Below are 17,612 nucleotides of genomic sequence, written 5' to 3'. Positions count from 1 at the left end.
GCCATCCGGGCCGGCTTAATACTTAACCTTATGGTTAACTTTAACGACGACACGCTCGACGGCATCTTCGCGGCGCTGGCCGACGGCACGCGGCGCCGGGTGCTGGCCGACCTGGAACAGGGCGCGGCTTCGGTCAGCGAACTGGCCCGCCCGCACGCCATGTCCCTGCCCGCCTTCATGAAACACCTGCGGGTACTGGAAGACGCCGGCCTGATCGCGCGCGCCAAGGATGGCCGCGTGGTGAATTGCACCCTGTCGCCGGAACCGATGCGGGCCGCGTCCGACTGGCTGGCCCGCTACGACAGGTTCTGGAACGGACAGCTGGATTCGTTGGCGCGATACCTGTACCACGAGGAGGAGATCCACCCATGGAAGACCGACACCCCCCCCAAGCAGCCGCCCCCATCGAACTCCGGCTCAAACGGCGCTTCGACGCCCCCGTCGAACGCGTCTGGCGCGCCTGGACGGACCCGCAAGCGCTGATGCGCTGGTTCGGCCCCGCCGAGACCCGGCGGGTGCTGGTGGCGGAAACCGACGCGCGCGTGGGCGGCGCCTACCAGGTCGGATTCTCCACCGAGGACGGGCTGGAGCATCATGCCAGCGGCCACTACCGCGAAGTCGAGCCGCAACGCCGGCTGGTCTTCACCTGGGCCTGGCGCGATACGCCCGCCGAGGTTTCCCTGATCACCCTGGAATTCACCCCTGCGGGCGGCGGCACGGAGCTTGCCTTCCTGCAGACCCCGTTCGTCGACCAGGCCACCCGGGACAGCCACGACCATGGCTGGTCGGGGGCGATGGAACGGCTGGCGGGCCACCTGGCGGACACGGCCTGAGCCGGTCCGCCCTACCGGGCCGCCAGGCCCGCACCAGAGGAGCCGCAGATGCAAACCGATCATCCTGTCGTATCCCAGGCGCAATGGGACGCCGCCCGCGAGGCGTTCCTGCGCCGCGAGAAAGAACTGACCCGGGCCCAGGACGCGCTGGCGCGCGACCGGCAGGCCCTGCCTTGGGTCAAGGTGGAGAAGGCGTACCGCTTCAAGGGTCCGGACGGCCCTCTCGCCCTGGCCGACCTGTTCCAGGGGCGGCGCCAACTCATCGTGTATCACTTCATGTTCGACCCGGACTGGGAGGAAGGCTGCGTGGGTTGCTCGTTCCTGGCGGACCACATGGAGGGCGCCCTGATGCACCTGCGCCAGCACGACGTGACGGTGGTGGCCGTCTCGCGCGCGCCCTACGCCAAGCTTGAAGCGTTCAAGCGGCGGATGGGCTGGCGCTTCGACTGGTATTCGTCCCATGGCGACGACTTCAATTTCGACCTGCGGGCCTCGGTGCCCAAGGCCGACGGCGGCGTCGAGGAACGCCCGGGCGCCAGCGCCTTCTTCCGCGACCCGGACGGCGAGATCTTCCACACCTATTCGGCCTTCGAACGCGGCGTGGAACGGCTGGCAGGCGCGTACAACTACCTGGAGCTGGCGCCGCTGGGCCGCAACGAAAACGGCCCCCACTTCAACCTGGGCGACTGGGTCCGGCATCATGACCGCTACGACGACGCGCGGCAGGCCTGCCACGCCTGCGGCTGAGGGCGCGCCGCGCGCCCGCGCCGGTCAGGCCGGCCTGTGGCTGGCCTGCATGGCGGCGATGGCGGCGGGGCTGTGGATCGATACGCTGCGCACGCCGGCCGCCCTGCTGGCCAGCGAATGCGCGGCCCCCGCCGGCGTGGCGGAAATGGCGTGGCGGCATGCGTCGCTGATGCCGGCAAGCAGCATCGCCATGCTGGCCGCGGCGCTGGCGCCCTGGCCGCGCGCTCCCGCGCTCGGGGCGCGCCTGGCCTGCGCGGTATCCATGGGCATAGGCATGTTCGCCGGCGCGCAGTTGGGCATGCTGGTGGCCCTGCCGCTGGGCGTTGCGCCGTTTGCCGGCATGGTGGCAGGAATGGCGGGCGGCATGGCCGTCGCGCTGCCGGCGGTCGGCTCGCCCTAGCGCCGCGCGCCGGTCAAGGGGCGCGGCGCGGAAGCGGCGGGCTCGAGCGGCGCGGCCAGCGGGGCCTGGATTTCCAGCGCGGAGACGGGCTGGGCCACGCAGGGCAGGATCCAGCCTTCCTCCTTCTCGTCGCGCGACAACCCCGGCCATTCGATGCCGTAGAGGACGGATCCGTCCAGCATCAGGCACATGCAGGCGCGGCAGGTGCCGTTGCGGCAGGAGCTCGGCAGCTTGATGCCCGCTGCCTGCGCCGCCATGAGCACGGACGCCCCGGCGGGCGCATCGAAGCGCATGCCGGAGGGCTGCAACAGGACCGGGAAGGACTCGGACATGGCGGGAGAATGCCGCGCCTCAGGCGGCGTTGTCCTGCCAGTCGAGCCGCCATGCGCCCGACAGCACGTTCTGCATCCACAGCACGCAGGTCAGGGTCTTGGCGTCGGTGACTTCGCCCTTGCGGCATGCCTCGATCAGCTCTTCAGGGCGCGCGCTGGCCACGTCCAGGAATTCGTCCTGGTCCAGCTGGCGGGGGCCGGGACGCAAGTCCCGGGCGAAAAAGATGTGAATGATTTCCGTGGAATAGGCAATGGCCAGGTGCAAGGCGCCGGCATGCGCCCACTGGCCGGCCGTGTAGCCCGTTTCCTCTAGCAGCTCGCGCTTGCCGCAGACCAGCGGGTCTTCGCCCGGATCCAGCTTGCCCGCCGGAAACTCCGTCATGACGCGCCCGATGGGATAGCGGTATTGCCGTTCGAGCAAAACGCGGCCGTCGTCCAGCAGCGGAATCACCACCACCGCGCCCGGATGCACCACGTATTCGCGTATCGCGGTATTGCCATTGGGCAGGCTCACCGTGTCGCGGCGGATCTTCAGGAAGCTGCCGTCGTAGGGCGCCTCGCTGGCGACGAGTTTTTCAACGAGATGGGAATCGGGTTTGTCGGTCATGGCGGGTTCCTGGGCCTGGCGCAACGCGCGAGCCGCCTGGGCCCGCGAGGATCATGCAGCTTACCATCGCCGCCATGACGCCTCAGCCGAACTTGCGGCGGGCATCCAGCGCCAGGCCGGCGCCGATGCTGCCGAACAGATCGCCTTCTACGCTGCGCGCGTCCGGAACCAGCGCCGACACCGCCTCGCGCAGGCGCGGCACGCGGCTCGAGCCCCCGGTGAAGAACACGGTGTCCACGTCCGCCGTGGGCACGCCGGCCTCGCGCAGCAGCGCGCCCGCCGTCGACTCGACCTTCTCGATCAGGCGGCCCACGCAGGCATCGAACGACGGACGCGTCACCTCCACGCCCAGGTCGGGCGCGACGCGCGACAGATCGATCCGCGTGGCGGCGGTTTCCGACAGCGCGATCTTGGCCTCTTCCACCTGCACCGCCACCCAGTGGCCGGCGCGCTCCTTGACGAGGTTGAGCAGCAGATCGATCTTCTCGCGGTCGCCGGCCTCGGCTCGGATGAAGGCGAAATGCTCGGCCGCCTTGCGGGTATAGGCCTGGTTGATGGTGTGCCAGCAGGCCAGGTTGCCGTACTGAGTGGAAGGCACGTCCTTGCCACTGCGCAGCTGGCTGCCAAGCCCGAGCAGGGGCATCACGTGTCCCAGGCTGAGCTGCTTGTCGAAATCCACGCCGCCGATATGCACGCCGCCATAGGCCAGGATGTCGTCGCGCCGGTCGGCCTTGGCGGCCCGGCCGGGCCCAAGGCGGATCAATGAAAAATCCGAGGTGCCGCCGCCGATGTCGATGACCAGCACCAGCTCTTCGCGATCGATCTGCGATTCATAGTCGAACGCCGCGGCCAGGGGCTCGAACTGGAATTCGATGTCGGTGAAGCCGACGCTGCGGGCGATTTCGCCCAGCGTATCCTGCGCCGTCCGATCGGCGGCGGGGTTGTCGTCCACGAAGAACACCGGCCGGCCCAGCACCGCGCGGGTAAAGTCCCGGCCCGCCGCGGTCTCGGCGCGCTGTTTCAGTTCGGCGATGAACCGGGTCAACAGGACGCGAAACGGAATCGAACGGCCCTGGACTTCCGTCGAGCCGTCGATGAGCGAACTGCCAAGCAGGCTTTTCATCGAACGCATCAGGCGCCCGTCGTAACCCGCCAGATAATCGGAGATGGCCGCCCGGCCATAGCTGACCTCGGCGTCCTCGTCATGGAAGAAAATGGCCGAAGGCAAGGTGGTCTTGCCGTCTTCCAGGGCGAGGAGCGCGGGCAGGCCGGCGCGGCTCCAGCCTACGGTGGAATTGGACGTGCCGAAGTCGACGCCGCATGCGGTGGAAATCATGAAAACTCTGGAGCAGAAGCAAAACGGCGCACAAGTGTACCCGCTTCGGCTCCCGCGCCTTGACCTGCCCGCCGCCCCTAGCCCGCGAGCCGCGCCAGCGCCTTCGCGGTAAAGCCCAGGGTCAGGACCGCCACCGCCAGGCCCGCGGCGAAGCCTCCGGCATAGCCCGCGTAGGCGGCCAGGCCCGTCATCAGGGACGAAGTCAGGATCTCGCCCAGATCCCGCGCGCTCTGGACCGCGGTCATGTCGGTTCCCGCCTGCTCCCCCCGGCGGGCGAAACGCATGGCCAGCGTCATCAGGGCAACCGACGCCGCCCCCGCGCCGAAAGATCCCAGCGCCTGCGCCGCGTAGGCCAGCCCCGCCTGCGCGGGCGCCCAGCCCTGCGCCTGCGCCAGCCAGCCCAGGGCCGCGGCGCCGGAGGCCGCCAAGCCCAGCGCCAACGCCGCGCGCGCCCCCAGCCTGCCGATCAGCCACGCGCCCCCGCCGCAGCCCAGCAGCACCGTGACGGCGCCGCCCGCCATGCCGATGCGGCCCACGTCCTCGACCCGCCAGCCCGCGTCCACCAGGAACAGCTTGGACAGGCCATAGCCCGCCACCGCCGTCATGGCCGACAGGAAAGCGGCCGCCGCCAGCGCCCAGGCGCCCGGCCGGCGGATGAACCCCGTCAGCGTGGCGCGCGGCCGGGCGGGCGGCGCGACGGCTTCCGTCTCGCGCCAGGACGCGGCCAGCAGCAGGCTGAACGCCACGGCGGCGGCAAGCACCGCGACGGCGCCCGCCTGGCCGACGTAGCCCGTCATGATCAGGCAGCCCGGGCCGCCGAGGAAGAAGCCCATCATCGTGCCGCCCACTTGCGCCGCATTCGCGCGCGCCAAAGCCTGGCCTTCGAAACGCTCCGCGGTCAGGCCGTCGGTGGCGATATCCTGCGTGGCGCTGGCCAGCGAGGCCGCGGCCATCAAGGCGACCACCCAGGCCGCGCTGGCCGAGGAGATGCCCAGCAGCGCCACGCCCGACAGGCAGGCCAGGACGACCGCCTGCAACGGAACGATCCAGCTGCGCCGCCGGCCCATCGTCGGACGCCAGCGGTTGTCCACCACCGGCGCCCACAGGAACTTCAGCACCCATGGCAGGCCCACCAGCGGCAGCCAGGCCAGCGCGCGCAGGTCCGCCCCATCGCGGCGCAGCAGCGTAGGCAAGGCCTCCATCGCCACGCCCAGCGGGATGCCCTGTGAAAAATACAGGGCGGCGATCATCAGGAACAAGCGTCCATTAGGCTTGGGGGGCATCGTCAGGATTCCAGTTGCGGTTGCGCCGCCGCGCGGCGGTGTTCGCTGCCGCGGCCCGGCGTCACGAACAGGATTTTTCCGGGACAGGCGATATGCAGGCGGTGCCACACTCCGCGCGGCACCACCGCGCAGCGCCGGGTGTCCAGCAGCACGTCGGTTTCCGCGCCGCCGTCATCCGCGAGCGTCAGCACCACGCGGCCTTCCAGCACGCAGAGCATTTCCTCGCCGGCCGGGTGGCGCTCCCACACGTCGCCATGCACGTCCGCATCGCTGGCGACGGCCTTGACGCCGACCAGCCAGCCTTCGCCGGGCGACAGGCTCCGGCGCCTGCCGACCTCGCGCAGGGCGCCGTCGTCGCCCAGCGCCATGAAATGATCCAGCCAGTCGAAGACCCGCGGTATCGGATGGGGTTCTGTCTTCATCGGGAAGCCTCCTTGGGATGGCGGCGGGCGCCGCACCCGCCGGTGTCGTTCAGTACTGGGCGCGCAGCGTCAGCATGACGTTGCGGGGTTCGCCGTAGCGGTTGTTCCATGCCGTGCCCGAAAGGCTCTGGTAGTAGCGGCGGTCGAACAGGTTGTTGACGTTCAGCGCAGCGGTCAGGTGCTTGTCCAGCCGGTACGCCATGCGCAGGTCCACCAGCGTGTAGCCGCCCTGGCGCAGCGTGACCGGGCCCGAGACCGTCGAGTAGCCCGACTGCATCTGCACGCCGCCGCCCACGCTCAGCCGGCGCTCCATGACGGGCAGCGCGTAATTCGTCCACAGGCGGAAGATGTGCTTGGGCGTGAAACTGGCGAAGGGTTGGCCGTTGGAGACCGAGTCGGACAGATACTTGCTGGTGTTGAACGTGTAGCCCGCGGCCACCGTCCAATACGGGGTGACCTGCCCGCTGGCCTCGGCCTCGAAGCCGCGGCTGCGGACTTCGCCGCCCGAGATGTAGTAGCAGTTGCTGCCCACGCAAGGCCAGTCCGGGTCCTGCTGCGCGCGGTTCTTCTGCTGGATCTGGAACACCGCCATCGATACGTTCAATGCGCCGTCCGCCAGTTCGCCCTTCACGCCGGCCTCGTAGTTGGTGCCGGTCACCGGATCCAGAGGCTTGCCCTCGCGGGTCAGCTGGCTTTGCGGCTGGAACACCTGCGCATAGCTGCCATAGACGGACCACTGCGTGTCCAGATTAACGATCAGCCCGCCGTAAGGCGTGAACTCGGGGTCGATACGCTGGCGCGCGGACGGCGCGCTCTGGCTCCACCAGCTCATGCGGCCGCCCAGCGCCAGGGTCACCGGGTCGGCGAGCGAAAAGCGGCCCATGGCGTAGACGCCCTGCTGCTTCAACCGCGTTTCGCCCGGCGAGGCATAAGGCCCCACGGCGGGTTCGGGCACGCGATGCGGATCCCAGTCGAAAACGTTCACCGGCACGTTCAGCGCGGGGCGCAGCATGCCCGTGTACTGCTCGGTCGTGGTGCGCTGCGCGTTGCCGCCCAGCAGCAGTTCATGCCGGCGGCCGAACCACTGCACGGGCCCGCTCACGTAGGCGTCCACGCTGGCCTGCGTGTTGTCGAATTTATAGGCGCCGCCCATCAGCCTCGACCCCATGCCGGTTTCGCGGTCGATGGCCCCATACGCGCCGGCGTACTTCAGGTTGCTGTCGGCCGTCAGGTAGTTGGCGCTGATCTTGGCCGTCCAGCCCTCGCCGAAACCGTGTTCCAGGTCAGCGAACACGCGCGTCGTGTCCCAGTTGAAGCGATCCCACGCAGCGTCCAGATAGGTCGAACGCGACAGCCCGAGGTCGCCGCCGTCCTTGTAGCGCGGCACGCCCGCCATGTTGGTGGTGGAGCGGATGCGCTGGTACTGCAGTCCGGCGGACAGCACTGTCCGCGGCCCCAGGTCCACCTCGCCTATGCCATAGAACAGGGCCGACTGCTGGTCCGCCACGTCGTAGAAATAGCCGCGGTCTTCGGCCGCGCCGACGATACGTCCGCGCACGCTGCCGCTGGCGTTCAAGGGGCCGCCCAGGTCCGCCTCGGCGCGGTAGCGGTCCCAGCTTCCCGCGCTGACCGTGCCATTGAATGCGAACTCTCGCTGGGGCCGCTTGCGCACGAGGTTCACGGTGGCCGCCGGGTTGCCCGCGCCATGCAGCAGGCCATTGGCGCCGCGCAGGATTTCCACGCGCTCGTACACGGCCATGTCCTGCGGCGAGGCCGCCATATTGCCCATCAGCACCGGCACGCCGTCCTGCTCGAAGGAATCGACCTTGAAGCCGCGCGAGTAGTACGCCGTGGTCAGCAACTGGTAGGGCTGCACCGTGATGCCGGTGGCGTGCTGCATCACTTCGTCCAGGCTTTGCAGGTTCTGCTCCCGCATCCGCTCCAATCCGATCACCGTGACCGATTGCGGGATCTCGCGCACCGACAGCGGCAGCTTGCCCAGCGTCGCCGTGCCCGGCGCGATGCCTTCGCCGCTGACCGTCACCGCGGGCAGCGATTGCGCCTCCTGCGCGTGCGCCGTCCCCGCCGCCGCCGCGAGCCATAACGGCCACTGCAATACGCGCGCCGCGTTCCTGAGCGCCCTGCCCGCCCCGGCTTTCAACTGTTTCCGCACCGCCATTCCTCTTTATTACTGAGAATTATTCTCAAATAATTCTAGAGAGGACGACCAGCGGCCGCTGGCGATCGCGGAAGTCTTGCTGGCGATTGCGGAAGTTTCTCCGGCGCGGCAGGCGCGCGCTCAGCCGCGTGGCGCGAAGCTGCTGGGCAGCATGCCGTAGCGGCGCCGGAAGACTTTGGTGAAATGCGAGTCGGTGTAGCCGCAGGCATAGGCGGCCTCCGACACCGAGAGCCGGCCCGCGGCCAGCAGCGCGTGGGCCTGCTCCATTCGCCGCTCGCGCACGTAGGCGTAGACGCTCATGCCGAACAGCTTGCGAAAGCCCGTGGTGAGCTTGTTGACGTTAATGCCCGCCAGCCGAGCCAGCTCCGGCAGCGACGGCGGGTCCTGCAGGTTGCCGGCGGCCAGGTCGCGCGCGTGATGCAGACGCTCGACGTCGGCGCGCGTCATGCCTTGGGCCCGCGCCTCGCCCGGCGCGGGCTGCAGCGCGCCCAGCGCCAGCGCGGCCAACTCCAGCGCCTTGCCCGACAGGTACATGCGCTTGAGCGCGCCCTGCACCGGGCAGGCCAGCATCTGGTTGCCCAGGGCCTGCATGGCGGGAGCCACCCGCAGATTGGCGTCGGCATAGGCTTGGCCGCCGGGCGCGCGCAGCAGCGCCGCCAACTCCTCCGGCGCCACGCGGAACGCGTCGGCCAGATTTTCCAGGCCGGTGCGCAAAGAGACGAACCTCAGCGCCTTCTGCCCGCCGAACTCATGCTCCATGCCCATGGCATCCTGGCAGAGGCTCAAGTGCAGCAGCGGGCCGCTCACCCGCCTGGCCGGCGCGCCGCGCACGCTATAGCGGAGCTCGCCGTCCAGCACCAGCACCAGCTTCAGCCCCGGCTCCAGACGTTCATGCACCCGTTCGTCGCTGCCAAAACGCAGCGTGCCGCCCGCCAGCGACATGGCGGGCATGGCTGCCGATACGGTCCAGTCGGGTTCGGATTGAAGGGCGGTCACGGTCGGGGGCGCGGGGCGCCCTGCCTTGTTGATGAGATTGAATATTATTACCGTTTGGCCAAAACGGAAAGCCGGCCCCGCGCCGGCGCTGCGTCCCTACTGCTGCTGACGGCGCTGCTCCAGCTCTTTGAGGCATTGCGCCACGCCAGCCTGCATCTGCGCGTTCGACACCGCGGCGCGGTCCGAGACTTCGCGGCAGCGCGCGTATTCGGCCTGGCTCTCCGGCGTATCCCGGATGATGGCCGGCGCGGCGTTGGGGTCCGGCGTTACCGTCATGCGCAGCGTGGAAGGCGGAGAGAGGCTGCCGTCCTTGGAACGCACGCTGGGATATTGGTATTCCTGCGTGACGGGCGCGGCGTTCTGCGCCTGCGCGGCGCCGGCCGCGCACAGGGCGGCCAGCAGGAATGCGGAGATGTGGTGTGTCTTCATGGCGACCTCTCTTCGATGAGCAAGCGCGCCGCCCTCGGAGGCCAATGGCGGCCCGGGCCGGCGCGCGCCGCCCTATCGTATCCTCGCCCGGCCCCGCGCGACGCTACACAATCCGCCACAGTTGTTTCGCGGGGTTTCTCGCCCGCTCCGCTTCAGCGCTTGCTTGCGGACTTGCCCGCGGGCGTGGCGGCGGACTGCCGCAGCGGCGCCAGCAGCGACGACAGGCCGTTGTGGTCCAGCTCGTGCATCAGGGCCAGCAAGCGTCCCAGTTCGCCCGGAGGAAAGCCCTTGCGCGCGAACCAGGCCAGGTACGGCCCGGGGAGGTCCGCGATCAGGCGGCCCTGGTATTTGCCGAAGGGCATCGTGCGCGTGACCAACAGGGAAAGCAGTTCAGGATCCATGCCGCTCGCCTCGTTGCCAAGTGCGGGCGTACATCCAGAAGTGGCGCGGCTCGCCACGCACTATCCGGTACGCATGCAGCAAGCCCTCCCGGTGGAAACCGCAGCGCGCCAGCACGCCCGCCGAAGCCGCGTTCGAGTCCAGCACCGTGGCCTGGATACGCGCAAAACCCAGCGTTTCGAGCGCCCAAGCCGTCATGGCCGCGCAGGCCTTCGTGGCCAGGCCGCGGCGCCAGTGCGCCGGGGCGATGTCGTAGGCGATCTCGGCGCGGCGCTGCGGCAGCGCGATCTCGTTAAGGCCGATGGTGCCGACGAGCCGGTCGTCCTGGCCCACGATGGCGAAGCGCATGCTGTGCGACTGGCCGGGTTGCGCGTAGGCGCGGATGAGGCCGGCCAAGGTTCCAACCCCTTCCAGGCGCCAACTGGTGTGGCGCGTCACCTCTTCGCGCCGCAGATAAGCGTACCAGTCGGCGGCGTCTTCGTCGCGCATGGCGCGCAGGCGCATTCCAGGCACGTCCAGGAAGGGAGGGTCATCGGGCCAATCGGCAAAGGTCGGCGGCATTACGGTCCAGTGCGAAAGGCGGCAGCGCCGCCGTTACGCGCAGCTTATCAGGCGCCGCGCCTCAGTCGGCGCGGACGATGCGGGGTTCGCAAAGCACCGGGAAGTTCACCGAATTGGCAATGAAGCAGAAGTGGTGCGCGCGGCCGTGCAGCTCCTTGGCCAGCGCCGCGTCGCCGCCCGCGGCGATGGTCACCACGGGGCGCAGCGTGACCCGGGAGAACGCCCCGCCGCGCTCGCGGTCTTCGGTCATCGCGCCTTCGGCCTCGTCCCGGTAGGCCAGCACGGTCACGCCCTCGACCGCGCAGAGATGCAGGTACCAGAGCTTGTGGCAGGCGGACAGCGACGCCACCAGCATATCCTCGGGATTCCAGCGCGCGGGGTCGCCCCGGAACGCCGGATCGGACGATCCGGGCACGTCCGGCTTGCCCTGCGCCCGTATCAGGTGATCTCTGGAATACGCCGCGTAGCTGGAGGTGCCGGTGCCGGTGTTGCCGGTCCACTCCACCGTAACGTGGTAGCTATGTTCGCCGTTCATGGGAATCGTCCTGTTCGGTTCATGGCGCCAGGGCCGCCCCGGCAGGCAAAGACGCCAAGCGTAGCGCATGCGCGCGGGCGGATGAAGGCCCGCGGCCTTACAACCCGTTTCAGCACCGGGGCGTTACTGTCCGTATCGTGAACGCGTTTTTCACACAGGAGCTCGCCATGATGAAAACCACCCTGACCTGCGCCCTGACGCTTGCCCTGCTGGCCGGTTGCGCGCCTTCCCATACCGTCTCGGGCCGCGCCGCGCCCGCCGACGACCATACCGCCCGAAACTCCCTGGACTGGCCGGGCAGCTATGAAGGCACCCTGCCCTGCGCGGACTGCCCCGGCATCCGCACCCGGCTGACCCTGGCCCAGGACGGCCGCTACGAAAGACAGACCCAGTATCTGGACCGCGAGCCGCAGCCCGAGACGGTGACGGGCACGTTCAGCTGGGAGTCCGACGGCAGCACCATCCGGCTTGACGCCTCGGGCGACAGCCAGCGCTACTTCGTCGGCGAAAACCAGGTAACCATGCTGTACCGCGACGGCACGCGCCCCACCGGCCCGCTCGCCCCGCACTACATCCTGCGCCGCGCACAATAAGCCGCCGCGCGAGGCGCGCGCCTGCGGCTGCTATGCTTGCCGCAACGTCCGCGCCGCGGCGCGGCCCCACCCGCCAAGGAAACCATGAAGACCGACCACGAGCTGCTCTCCGCCTTCGCCCCCACGGGCGCGCTGCGCGCGTCCATCAATCTGGGCAATCCCATCCTGGCCAATGCCGACCCGGTCACCGGCCGGCCCGGCGGCGTGTCGGTGGACCTCGCCACCGAACTGGCGCGGCGCCTGCAGGTGGAGCTGGAGCTCGTCGTGTTCAAGTCCGCCGGCGAGTCCGTCAATGCCGTGGCCGCCGAGCAGGCGGACGTGGGCTTCTTCGCCATCGATCCGCTGCGCGGGGAACAGATCGCCTTCACCGCGCCCTATGTGGTCATCGAAGGCGCGTACCTGGTCCGGGAGGACTCGCCCATCAGCGCCATGGACGAAGTGGACCGCCAGGGCCGGCGCGTCGTGGTCGGCAAGGGCAGCGCCTACGACCTCTACCTGACGCGCGAACTCAAGCAGGCGGAGATCTTCCGCGCCCCCACCTCGCCGGCCGTGGTCGACACATTCCTGCGCGAAAACATGGAAGTCGCCGCCGGCGTGAAGCAGCAATTGCAGGCCGACGCGCAACGCCTGGGCGGCCTGCGCCTGCTGGACGGCCATTTCATGCTGATCCGCCAGGCCATGGGCGTGCCCAAGAGCCGCGGCGACAAGGCCAGCGCCTATCTGGGCGCCTTCGTCGAAGCCATGAAGAAATCGGGATTCGTGGCCGAGGCCCTGGCGCGCCACCGGATCCAGGGCGCGGCCGTGGCGCCGCTGGAACCGGCGCCCGGCGCCTGACGACGCGCGGACGGCCTCAGGCGCCGTCCCGCAGCATTTCCCGCAGGCGGAATTTCTGCACTTTGCCCGTCGGCGTGCTGGGCAGGGTGTCGCGCACCTCCAGCCGTTCCGGGATGTATTGCAGCGCCACGCCATGGCCCTTCAGGAAATCCACCAGCTCGGACAGTTCCAGCGTGCTGTCCGGCTTTAGCGTGACCACGGCGCAGGCCCGCTCGCCCAAGCGCTCGTCCGGGTACGCCACGATGGCCGCCTGGCCAATGGCCGGATGCCGGTACAGCAGGGATTCGATCTCCACCACCGGAATGTTCTCGCCCCCGCGGATGATCACGTCCTTGCTGCGGCCGGTGATGCGCAGGTAGCCCTGTTCGTCGATGCGCGCCATATCGCCGGTATCGAACCAGCCATCGCCGTCGGTCGCGTTCAGCTGAGGACGCTTCAGATAGCCGCCGAAGTTGGAGCAGGAACGCAGCCAGAGATTGCCTACCTCGCCAGCCGGCAGCGCCGCGCCGGACGCATCCACCACCTTGATCTCGACGCCCGGCAGCGGACAGCCATCGCTGGTGTAGGCGCGTACGTCGTCGTCTTCCGGACGCGTGAGCGTGACCGCGCCATTCTCCGTCATGCCCCACGCAGAGATGATCTTCGCGCCCAGCACCTGCCGCGCCTGTTCCACCAGGGGCCCCGGTATCGGCGCGCCCGCGCACAGAAAGGTGCGCAGCGTGGGCACGCCCAGCCCCGACTGCGCGACTTCGCGCGCCAGGTCCGTCAGGAACGGCGTGGACGCCATGCTGAACGTCGCGCCGTGCTCGCGAATCAGGCCTGCCGCGACCGCCGGGTTCCAGATATCCAGCGTCACGGCCTCGCATCCCAGGTAGATCGGCATCATCAGGCCGTACATGAAGCCGGTCTGGTGCGCCATCGGCGATCCCATCAGCACCACGTCGCCCGCGCCCAGGCCCAGCCGCCCGGCGTAGGCGGCGATGTTGGAGAACGTGGTGTTTGCCGTGTGCATCACGCCCTTGGGCTCGCCCGTGGTGCCGGACGTGTAGATCAATTGCGTGACGTCGTCCGGGCCGGGACGGGAACGGCCCAGAATGTCCCCCGCGTCGGGCGCGTCCTCCCAGCGGGGGTCGGCCAGCAGCGCCTCGAAGCTGTCCGGGCCCGCGCCTCCCGCCTCGATCACGCGTTCCAGCCGGGGCAGATCGGCCCGCAGGCCTTCGGCCATGGCCGGATAATCGAAGCCGCGGAAACGCCGCGGCACGATGAACACGCGCGCCTCGCCGTGGCGCAGCATGAACGAGAGTTCGCGCTGGCGGAAGATGTGCATCAGCGGATTCATCACCGCGCCGATGCGCGAACAGGCCAGGTAGGTCACGACGAACTGCCAGCCGTTGGGCAACTGGCAGGCCACCACGTCGCCCGCCCCGATGCCCAGCCGCGCCAGCCCCACCGCCACCCGGTCGGCCATGGCGGCGAGCTGGCGATACGTGAAGCGCCTGGTTTCGGCGCTGTCGGTATGCACGGCGGTCAGCGCCGTCTTGTCCGGATGCAAGGCCGCGCCCTGGTCCAGGAAGTCATTGATGGTGCGGTCCGGCCACCAGCCGCGCGCGACGCTCTCCTGCCGTCTGGGTGCAATCAATACAGCATCGAATTCCATGTCTATCTCTCCGATGATATCCGCGCCGGGCCGGCGTCAGGCGGGCACCGCTGCGCGCCCGGCCCGGGCGCGCGCGATGATGGTCTTCATGATCTGCGCCGTGCCGTCCCCGATCTGGAAGCCCAGCACGTCGCGCAGACGCTGCTCCATGACGCCGCGGTCATAGCCGCCATGGCCGAAGGTCAGCAGGCATTGGTGCACCACGTCGTACGCCAGCTTCGGCCCCCACCATTTGCACATGGCGGCCTGCGCGCCGTGCGGCAGCTGGCGGTCTTTCAGCCACAGGGTCTGCAGGCACAGCAGGCGGGCGGCCTCGACCTGGGTGTCGCCCTCGGCCAGCGGATGCGAGACGCCCTGGAACGCCGACAGGGGCTTGCCGAAGGCTTCGCGTTGCGCCGCGTGCTCCCAGGTTTCGTCCAGCGCGGCCCGCGCGACCGCCAGCACCTGCAGGCCGATCAAGGCCCGCGAATAGTCGAAGCCCTGCATCACCTGGACGAAGCCCTCGCCTTCCCGTCCCAGCAGGTGGTCCGCCGGCACGCGCACGTTCTCGAAGAACAAGGAACCGCGCCCGATCGCGCGTTGCCCGTGGCAGTCGTAGCGGTTGCGCGTGATGCCCGGCAAATCCATCGGCACGAGCAAGGCGGTGACGCCTCGCGCGCCGGACTCCACCGTGCCGCTGCGGCCGAACACCACCGCGGCGTCTGCCTGGTCGGCGGCGGAAATCGACGCCTTCTCTCCGTTGAGCACATAGTGGCCGTCCACCCGCTCCACCCGCAGGCGCAGATGGGCCGCATCGGAGCCGCCGCGCGGCTCGGTCAGCGCGATGGCCAATAGCGCCTCTCCCCGGGTCAGGCGGCCCAGCCATGGCCGCGCCACTTCCGGCTTGCCGTGCTGCGCCAGTATCTGGCCGTTCAGCGACGCCAGCAGGTTGATGTATGACAGGCTGAGATCGGCGCGCGCGATCTGCTCGTGGATCACGCCGGCGGCCAGGCAACCCAGCCCCTGTCCGCCGCAGTTCTCGGGCAGCTCGGGCGCGATGAAACCCATGCCGCCCATTTCGAGCATGAGCCCGCGGTCCAGCGTGCGCGTGGCGTCGCGTTCGAGAAAGCCCGGCGCCACGCGCCCGGCCGCGAAACGCCCGGCGTGCTCGGACAGCGCGGCCAGGTCCTCGTCGATATAGGGATTCATCTTGTCTCCTGCGGCTCGCCGCAGGTGGCGGCGAACGCGTGCGTGGGCATGCGCTATCTGGCGTAGCGGCGGAAATCGGGCTTGCGTTTTTCCTGGAAGGCCTTGACCCCTTCGCGCGATTCCTCCGTGTCGTAGTACAGCTTCAGCGCGTACATACCCATCCCGGCGATGCCGGCCTGATGCGCCGTGTCCATGTTGAAGGAACGCTTGGCGATCGCGATGGCGGTGGGACTTTTCTCCATGATCTCGCCGCACCATTTCCGCACTTCGGCGTCGAGCTGGTCCGGCGGCACCACCGCATTGACCAAGCCCATGGCCAAGGCCTCTGCCGCGGAATAGCGACGGCACAGGTACCAGATTTCACGGGCCTTTTTCTCGCCCACCACCCTCGCCAGGAATGCCGTGCCGTAGCCCGGGTCCACCGACCCCACCTTCGGGCCCACCTGGCCGAACACGGCCCGCTCGGACGCGATCGTGAAATCGCAGATGGTGCACAACACGTTGCCGCCGCCGATGGCGTAACCCTGGACCCGCGCGATCACGGGCTTGGGCACGTCGCGGATGGCGCCGTGCAACTCTTCCATCGGCAGCCCGATGGTGCCCCGGCCGTCGTACTGCCCGGCGTGGGCGGACTGGTCGCCTCCGGTGCAAAAGGCCTTGTCGCCCGCGCCCGCCAGCACGATCACGCCGATATCCGGCGCGTAGCCCGCGCGGTTGATCGCGTGGATCAGCTCATCGCAAGTGCGGCCGCGGAAGGCGTTCATCTTGTCCGGCCGGTTGATCGTGATCCAGGCGGCGCCGTCGCGGACTTCGTAGAGGATGTCTTCGTAGTTCATGGGAGGTTCCTGTGAAGAAAAAAAAGGCCCGCTCAGCCGTTCATGGTCAGGCCGCCCGAGACGCTCAGCACTTGCCCGGTGACATAGGCGGCGTCGTCGCTGGCAAAGAACAGGATCGCGCCGGGCAGGTCTTCCGGCTGGCCGATGCGGCCCAGCGGAATCGCCCGGGTAAAGGCCTCGACCAGCTTCTCGGGATTGCCCGCGCCTTCCTTGTAGCTGGCGAACAGCGCGGTATCGGTGGGCCCCGGGCACACCACGTTCACCGTAATGCCGTGCCGCGCATGCTCGCGCGCGATGGTCTTGGAAAACGCCACCAGGCCGCCCTTGCAGGCCGCATACACCGCCTCGCCCGACGAGCCGGCGCGGGCGGCGTCGGACGCGATATTGACGATGCGCCCCGACTTGCGCGCCGCCATGCCCGGCAGCACCGCGTGGTGCATGTGCAGGGCGCCGATCAGGTTGATGGCGACGAGCCGGTCCCATTCGGCGGGCTCCGTCTTCGTGAAGGGTTTGAAGATGTCCCAGCCCGCGTTATTCACCAGCACGTCGACCGGCCCCAAGCCGGATTCGGCGGCCGCCACGGCCGCGTCGACCTCGTCGCGGCGCGTGATGTCGCAGCGCAGGGCCAGCGCCCGGCCCCCCTCGGATTCGATGTGGGCGGCGACGGCGCCCGCCGCTTCCGGGTCCAGGTCCAGCACGGCCACGGCCGCGCCCTCCCGGGCAAGGCGCCGGCAGGCGGCCCCGCCGATGCCGCCGCCGCCGCCCGTCACGATCGCCGTCCTGCCGCTCAGTCTTTGCATGATTTCCTCTGCCCAGGTTGCGGGGCTTGGTATCCTTACCCGATTGGCCGGATACGCCACCCAAATACGTCAATATGTTTACCTATATTAGCGATCGTCGATACCGGCAATCAAGGCTGGAAACGCGAAGAATCCACTATGGAAAACCCTAGAAAAAATACTGAAATCGCACGAATGGAGCTGGCCAACCGTTTGTTTTTCAGGTTGTATCAATGCGCAAACATGCTGCATAAAACGGGAAGCCGAGCGGTGGAGCACCTGGGTTTGACGACGCAGCAGTGGGCGGTGCTGGGCGCGCTGTCGCGGCCCGAGGCGCAGGCGGGAATCAGCGTGGGGGATCTGGCCCGCTACCTCATGGTCAGCCGGCAAAGCCTATCGGGCCTGATCAGCCGGATGGAACGCGACGGCCATATCGCCAGCGCGCCGGACGGGCGCGACCGGCGCTCGCGCCTGGTCACCATGACGGAGTCGGGCCGCAAGGTCTGGACCCAGGACGCGCTGCCGCGCATCCATGAATACTACGAAGGGGCGCTGGACGAGTTCTCGATGGGAGACCTCAGCCACACCCTGCACTATCTGCTGAAGCTGCTGGAGAACATGCAGCGGCTGGACGAAGCCGCGCCGCGCGCCGAGGGAGAATAGGCC

The 17,612-nt window shown here is 68.9% G+C and carries 22 protein-coding genes; 7 read left to right on the top strand and 15 right to left on the bottom strand.

Going from position 1 to position 17,612, the window contains the following annotated elements:
* Nucleotides 1–30: 30 nt before the first annotated feature.
* Genes ACN6PJ_RS12785 through ACN6PJ_RS12770 form a run of 4 tightly spaced genes read left to right on the top strand, consistent with a single transcriptional unit; the run spans nt 31 to nt 1,980 of the window.
* Nucleotides 31–483, top strand: a complete 453-nt coding sequence (locus ACN6PJ_RS12785; RefSeq protein ID WP_427996241.1) for an ArsR/SmtB family transcription factor — start codon at nt 31–33, stop codon at nt 481–483.
* Nucleotides 369–833: an SRPBCC family protein gene (locus ACN6PJ_RS12780; protein WP_427996240.1), complete on the top strand. Its 465-nt coding sequence runs from the start codon at nt 369–371 to the stop codon at nt 831–833. The genes ACN6PJ_RS12785 and ACN6PJ_RS12780 overlap by 115 nt, the downstream gene beginning before the upstream one ends.
* Nucleotides 834–881: 48 nt before the next feature.
* Nucleotides 882–1,580, top strand: a complete 699-nt coding sequence (locus tag ACN6PJ_RS12775; protein WP_427996239.1) for a DUF899 domain-containing protein — start codon at nt 882–884, stop codon at nt 1,578–1,580.
* A complete protein-coding gene (locus ACN6PJ_RS12770; protein WP_427996238.1) occupies nt 1,534–1,980 on the top strand; it encodes a hypothetical protein in 447 nt (148 codons plus the stop codon). The genes ACN6PJ_RS12775 and ACN6PJ_RS12770 overlap by 47 nt, the downstream gene beginning before the upstream one ends.
* Here the strand turns inward: ACN6PJ_RS12770 and ACN6PJ_RS12765 are convergent.
* From ACN6PJ_RS12765 to ACN6PJ_RS12715, 11 genes are all read right to left on the bottom strand, one after another.
* On the bottom strand, nt 1,977–2,312 hold the full coding sequence (locus tag ACN6PJ_RS12765) for a 2Fe-2S iron-sulfur cluster-binding protein (protein ID WP_427996237.1): 336 nt from the start codon (nt 2,310–2,312) through the stop codon (nt 1,977–1,979). The two genes, ACN6PJ_RS12770 and ACN6PJ_RS12765, sit on opposite strands and share 4 nt — an antisense overlap.
* A gap of 19 nt (nt 2,313–2,331) precedes the next feature.
* Nucleotides 2,332–2,919, bottom strand: a complete 588-nt coding sequence (locus tag ACN6PJ_RS12760; RefSeq protein ID WP_427996236.1) for an NUDIX domain-containing protein — start codon at nt 2,917–2,919, stop codon at nt 2,332–2,334.
* Between the two features lie 82 nt (nt 2,920–3,001).
* The gene (locus ACN6PJ_RS12755) at nt 3,002–4,255 is read right to left on the bottom strand and encodes an Hsp70 family protein (RefSeq protein ID WP_427996235.1); all 1,254 of its coding nucleotides are present in this window, start codon (nt 4,253–4,255) and stop codon (nt 3,002–3,004) included.
* Nucleotides 4,256–4,332: 77 nt separating this feature from the next.
* The gene (locus ACN6PJ_RS12750) at nt 4,333–5,538 is read right to left on the bottom strand and encodes a RhtX/FptX family siderophore transporter (RefSeq protein WP_427996234.1); all 1,206 of its coding nucleotides are present in this window, start codon (nt 5,536–5,538) and stop codon (nt 4,333–4,335) included.
* A gap of 2 nt (nt 5,539–5,540) precedes the next feature.
* Nucleotides 5,541–5,960, bottom strand: a complete 420-nt coding sequence (locus tag ACN6PJ_RS12745) for a cupin domain-containing protein (RefSeq protein ID WP_427996233.1) — start codon at nt 5,958–5,960, stop codon at nt 5,541–5,543.
* 49 nt (nt 5,961–6,009) lie between these two features.
* Entirely contained in the window at nt 6,010–8,139 is a 2,130-nt protein-coding gene (locus tag ACN6PJ_RS12740) for a TonB-dependent siderophore receptor (RefSeq protein WP_427996232.1), read from the bottom strand.
* A gap of 120 nt (nt 8,140–8,259) precedes the next feature.
* The gene (locus tag ACN6PJ_RS12735; RefSeq protein ID WP_427996231.1) at nt 8,260–9,135 is read right to left on the bottom strand and encodes a helix-turn-helix transcriptional regulator; all 876 of its coding nucleotides are present in this window, start codon (nt 9,133–9,135) and stop codon (nt 8,260–8,262) included.
* A 96-nt stretch (nt 9,136–9,231) separates the two neighbouring features.
* The gene (locus tag ACN6PJ_RS12730; RefSeq protein ID WP_427996230.1) at nt 9,232–9,564 is read right to left on the bottom strand and encodes a hypothetical protein; all 333 of its coding nucleotides are present in this window, start codon (nt 9,562–9,564) and stop codon (nt 9,232–9,234) included.
* Nucleotides 9,565–9,716: 152 nt separating this feature from the next.
* Complete coding sequence (locus tag ACN6PJ_RS12725; protein ID WP_427996229.1) at nt 9,717–9,965, bottom strand: DUF3820 family protein; 249 nt, start codon at nt 9,963–9,965, stop codon at nt 9,717–9,719.
* Nucleotides 9,955–10,524: a GNAT family N-acetyltransferase gene (locus ACN6PJ_RS12720; protein WP_427996228.1), complete on the bottom strand. Its 570-nt coding sequence runs from the start codon at nt 10,522–10,524 to the stop codon at nt 9,955–9,957. Before ACN6PJ_RS12720 ends, ACN6PJ_RS12725 begins: the two co-directional genes overlap by 11 nt.
* A 61-nt stretch (nt 10,525–10,585) precedes the next feature.
* On the bottom strand, nt 10,586–11,059 hold the full coding sequence (locus ACN6PJ_RS12715; RefSeq protein ID WP_427996227.1) for an OsmC family protein: 474 nt from the start codon (nt 11,057–11,059) through the stop codon (nt 10,586–10,588).
* A 167-nt stretch (nt 11,060–11,226) separates the two neighbouring features.
* Here ACN6PJ_RS12715 and ACN6PJ_RS12710 point away from each other — a divergent pair, with 167 nt between their 5' ends.
* On the top strand, nt 11,227–11,652 hold the full coding sequence (locus ACN6PJ_RS12710; RefSeq protein ID WP_427996226.1) for a copper resistance protein NlpE: 426 nt from the start codon (nt 11,227–11,229) through the stop codon (nt 11,650–11,652).
* An 84-nt stretch (nt 11,653–11,736) separates the two neighbouring features.
* The gene (locus ACN6PJ_RS12705; protein WP_427996225.1) at nt 11,737–12,486 is read left to right on the top strand and encodes an ABC transporter substrate-binding protein; all 750 of its coding nucleotides are present in this window, start codon (nt 11,737–11,739) and stop codon (nt 12,484–12,486) included.
* Nucleotides 12,487–12,502: 16 nt separating this feature from the next.
* On the opposite strand, the gene aliA is transcribed toward ACN6PJ_RS12705, so the two are convergent.
* Genes aliA through badH form a run of 4 tightly spaced genes read right to left on the bottom strand, consistent with a single transcriptional unit; the run spans nt 12,503 to nt 16,967 of the window.
* Nucleotides 12,503–14,143, bottom strand: a complete 1,641-nt coding sequence (gene aliA, locus ACN6PJ_RS12700; protein ID WP_427996224.1) for a cyclohexanecarboxylate-CoA ligase — start codon at nt 14,141–14,143, stop codon at nt 12,503–12,505.
* Between the two features lie 36 nt (nt 14,144–14,179).
* Complete coding sequence (gene aliB / locus ACN6PJ_RS12695) at nt 14,180–15,331, bottom strand: cyclohexanecarboxyl-CoA dehydrogenase (RefSeq protein WP_427996223.1); 1,152 nt, start codon at nt 15,329–15,331, stop codon at nt 14,180–14,182.
* Nucleotides 15,332–15,384: 53 nt separating this feature from the next.
* The gene (gene badI / locus ACN6PJ_RS12690) at nt 15,385–16,167 is read right to left on the bottom strand and encodes a 2-ketocyclohexanecarboxyl-CoA hydrolase (protein ID WP_427996222.1); all 783 of its coding nucleotides are present in this window, start codon (nt 16,165–16,167) and stop codon (nt 15,385–15,387) included.
* Nucleotides 16,168–16,199: 32 nt separating this feature from the next.
* Nucleotides 16,200–16,967 carry a 2-hydroxycyclohexanecarboxyl-CoA dehydrogenase gene (gene badH, locus ACN6PJ_RS12685; RefSeq protein WP_427996221.1) on the bottom strand — a complete coding sequence of 256 codons (768 nt, stop codon included), beginning with the start codon at nt 16,965–16,967 and terminating at the stop codon, nt 16,200–16,202.
* A gap of 174 nt (nt 16,968–17,141) precedes the next feature.
* On the opposite strand from badH, the gene ACN6PJ_RS12680 reads away from it, so the two are divergent.
* The gene (locus tag ACN6PJ_RS12680; RefSeq protein ID WP_427996220.1) at nt 17,142–17,609 is read left to right on the top strand and encodes a MarR family winged helix-turn-helix transcriptional regulator; all 468 of its coding nucleotides are present in this window, start codon (nt 17,142–17,144) and stop codon (nt 17,607–17,609) included.
* Nucleotides 17,610–17,612: the final 3 nt, after the last annotated feature.

It is taken from the genome of Achromobacter sp. (genome assembly GCF_050285585.1).
In the GTDB taxonomy this organism is placed as follows: domain Bacteria; phylum Pseudomonadota; class Gammaproteobacteria; order Burkholderiales; family Burkholderiaceae_B; genus Achromobacter.
The sequence above is the reverse complement of the archived record's forward strand: the minus strand, read 5'-3'. Positions and strand labels throughout refer to the sequence as shown.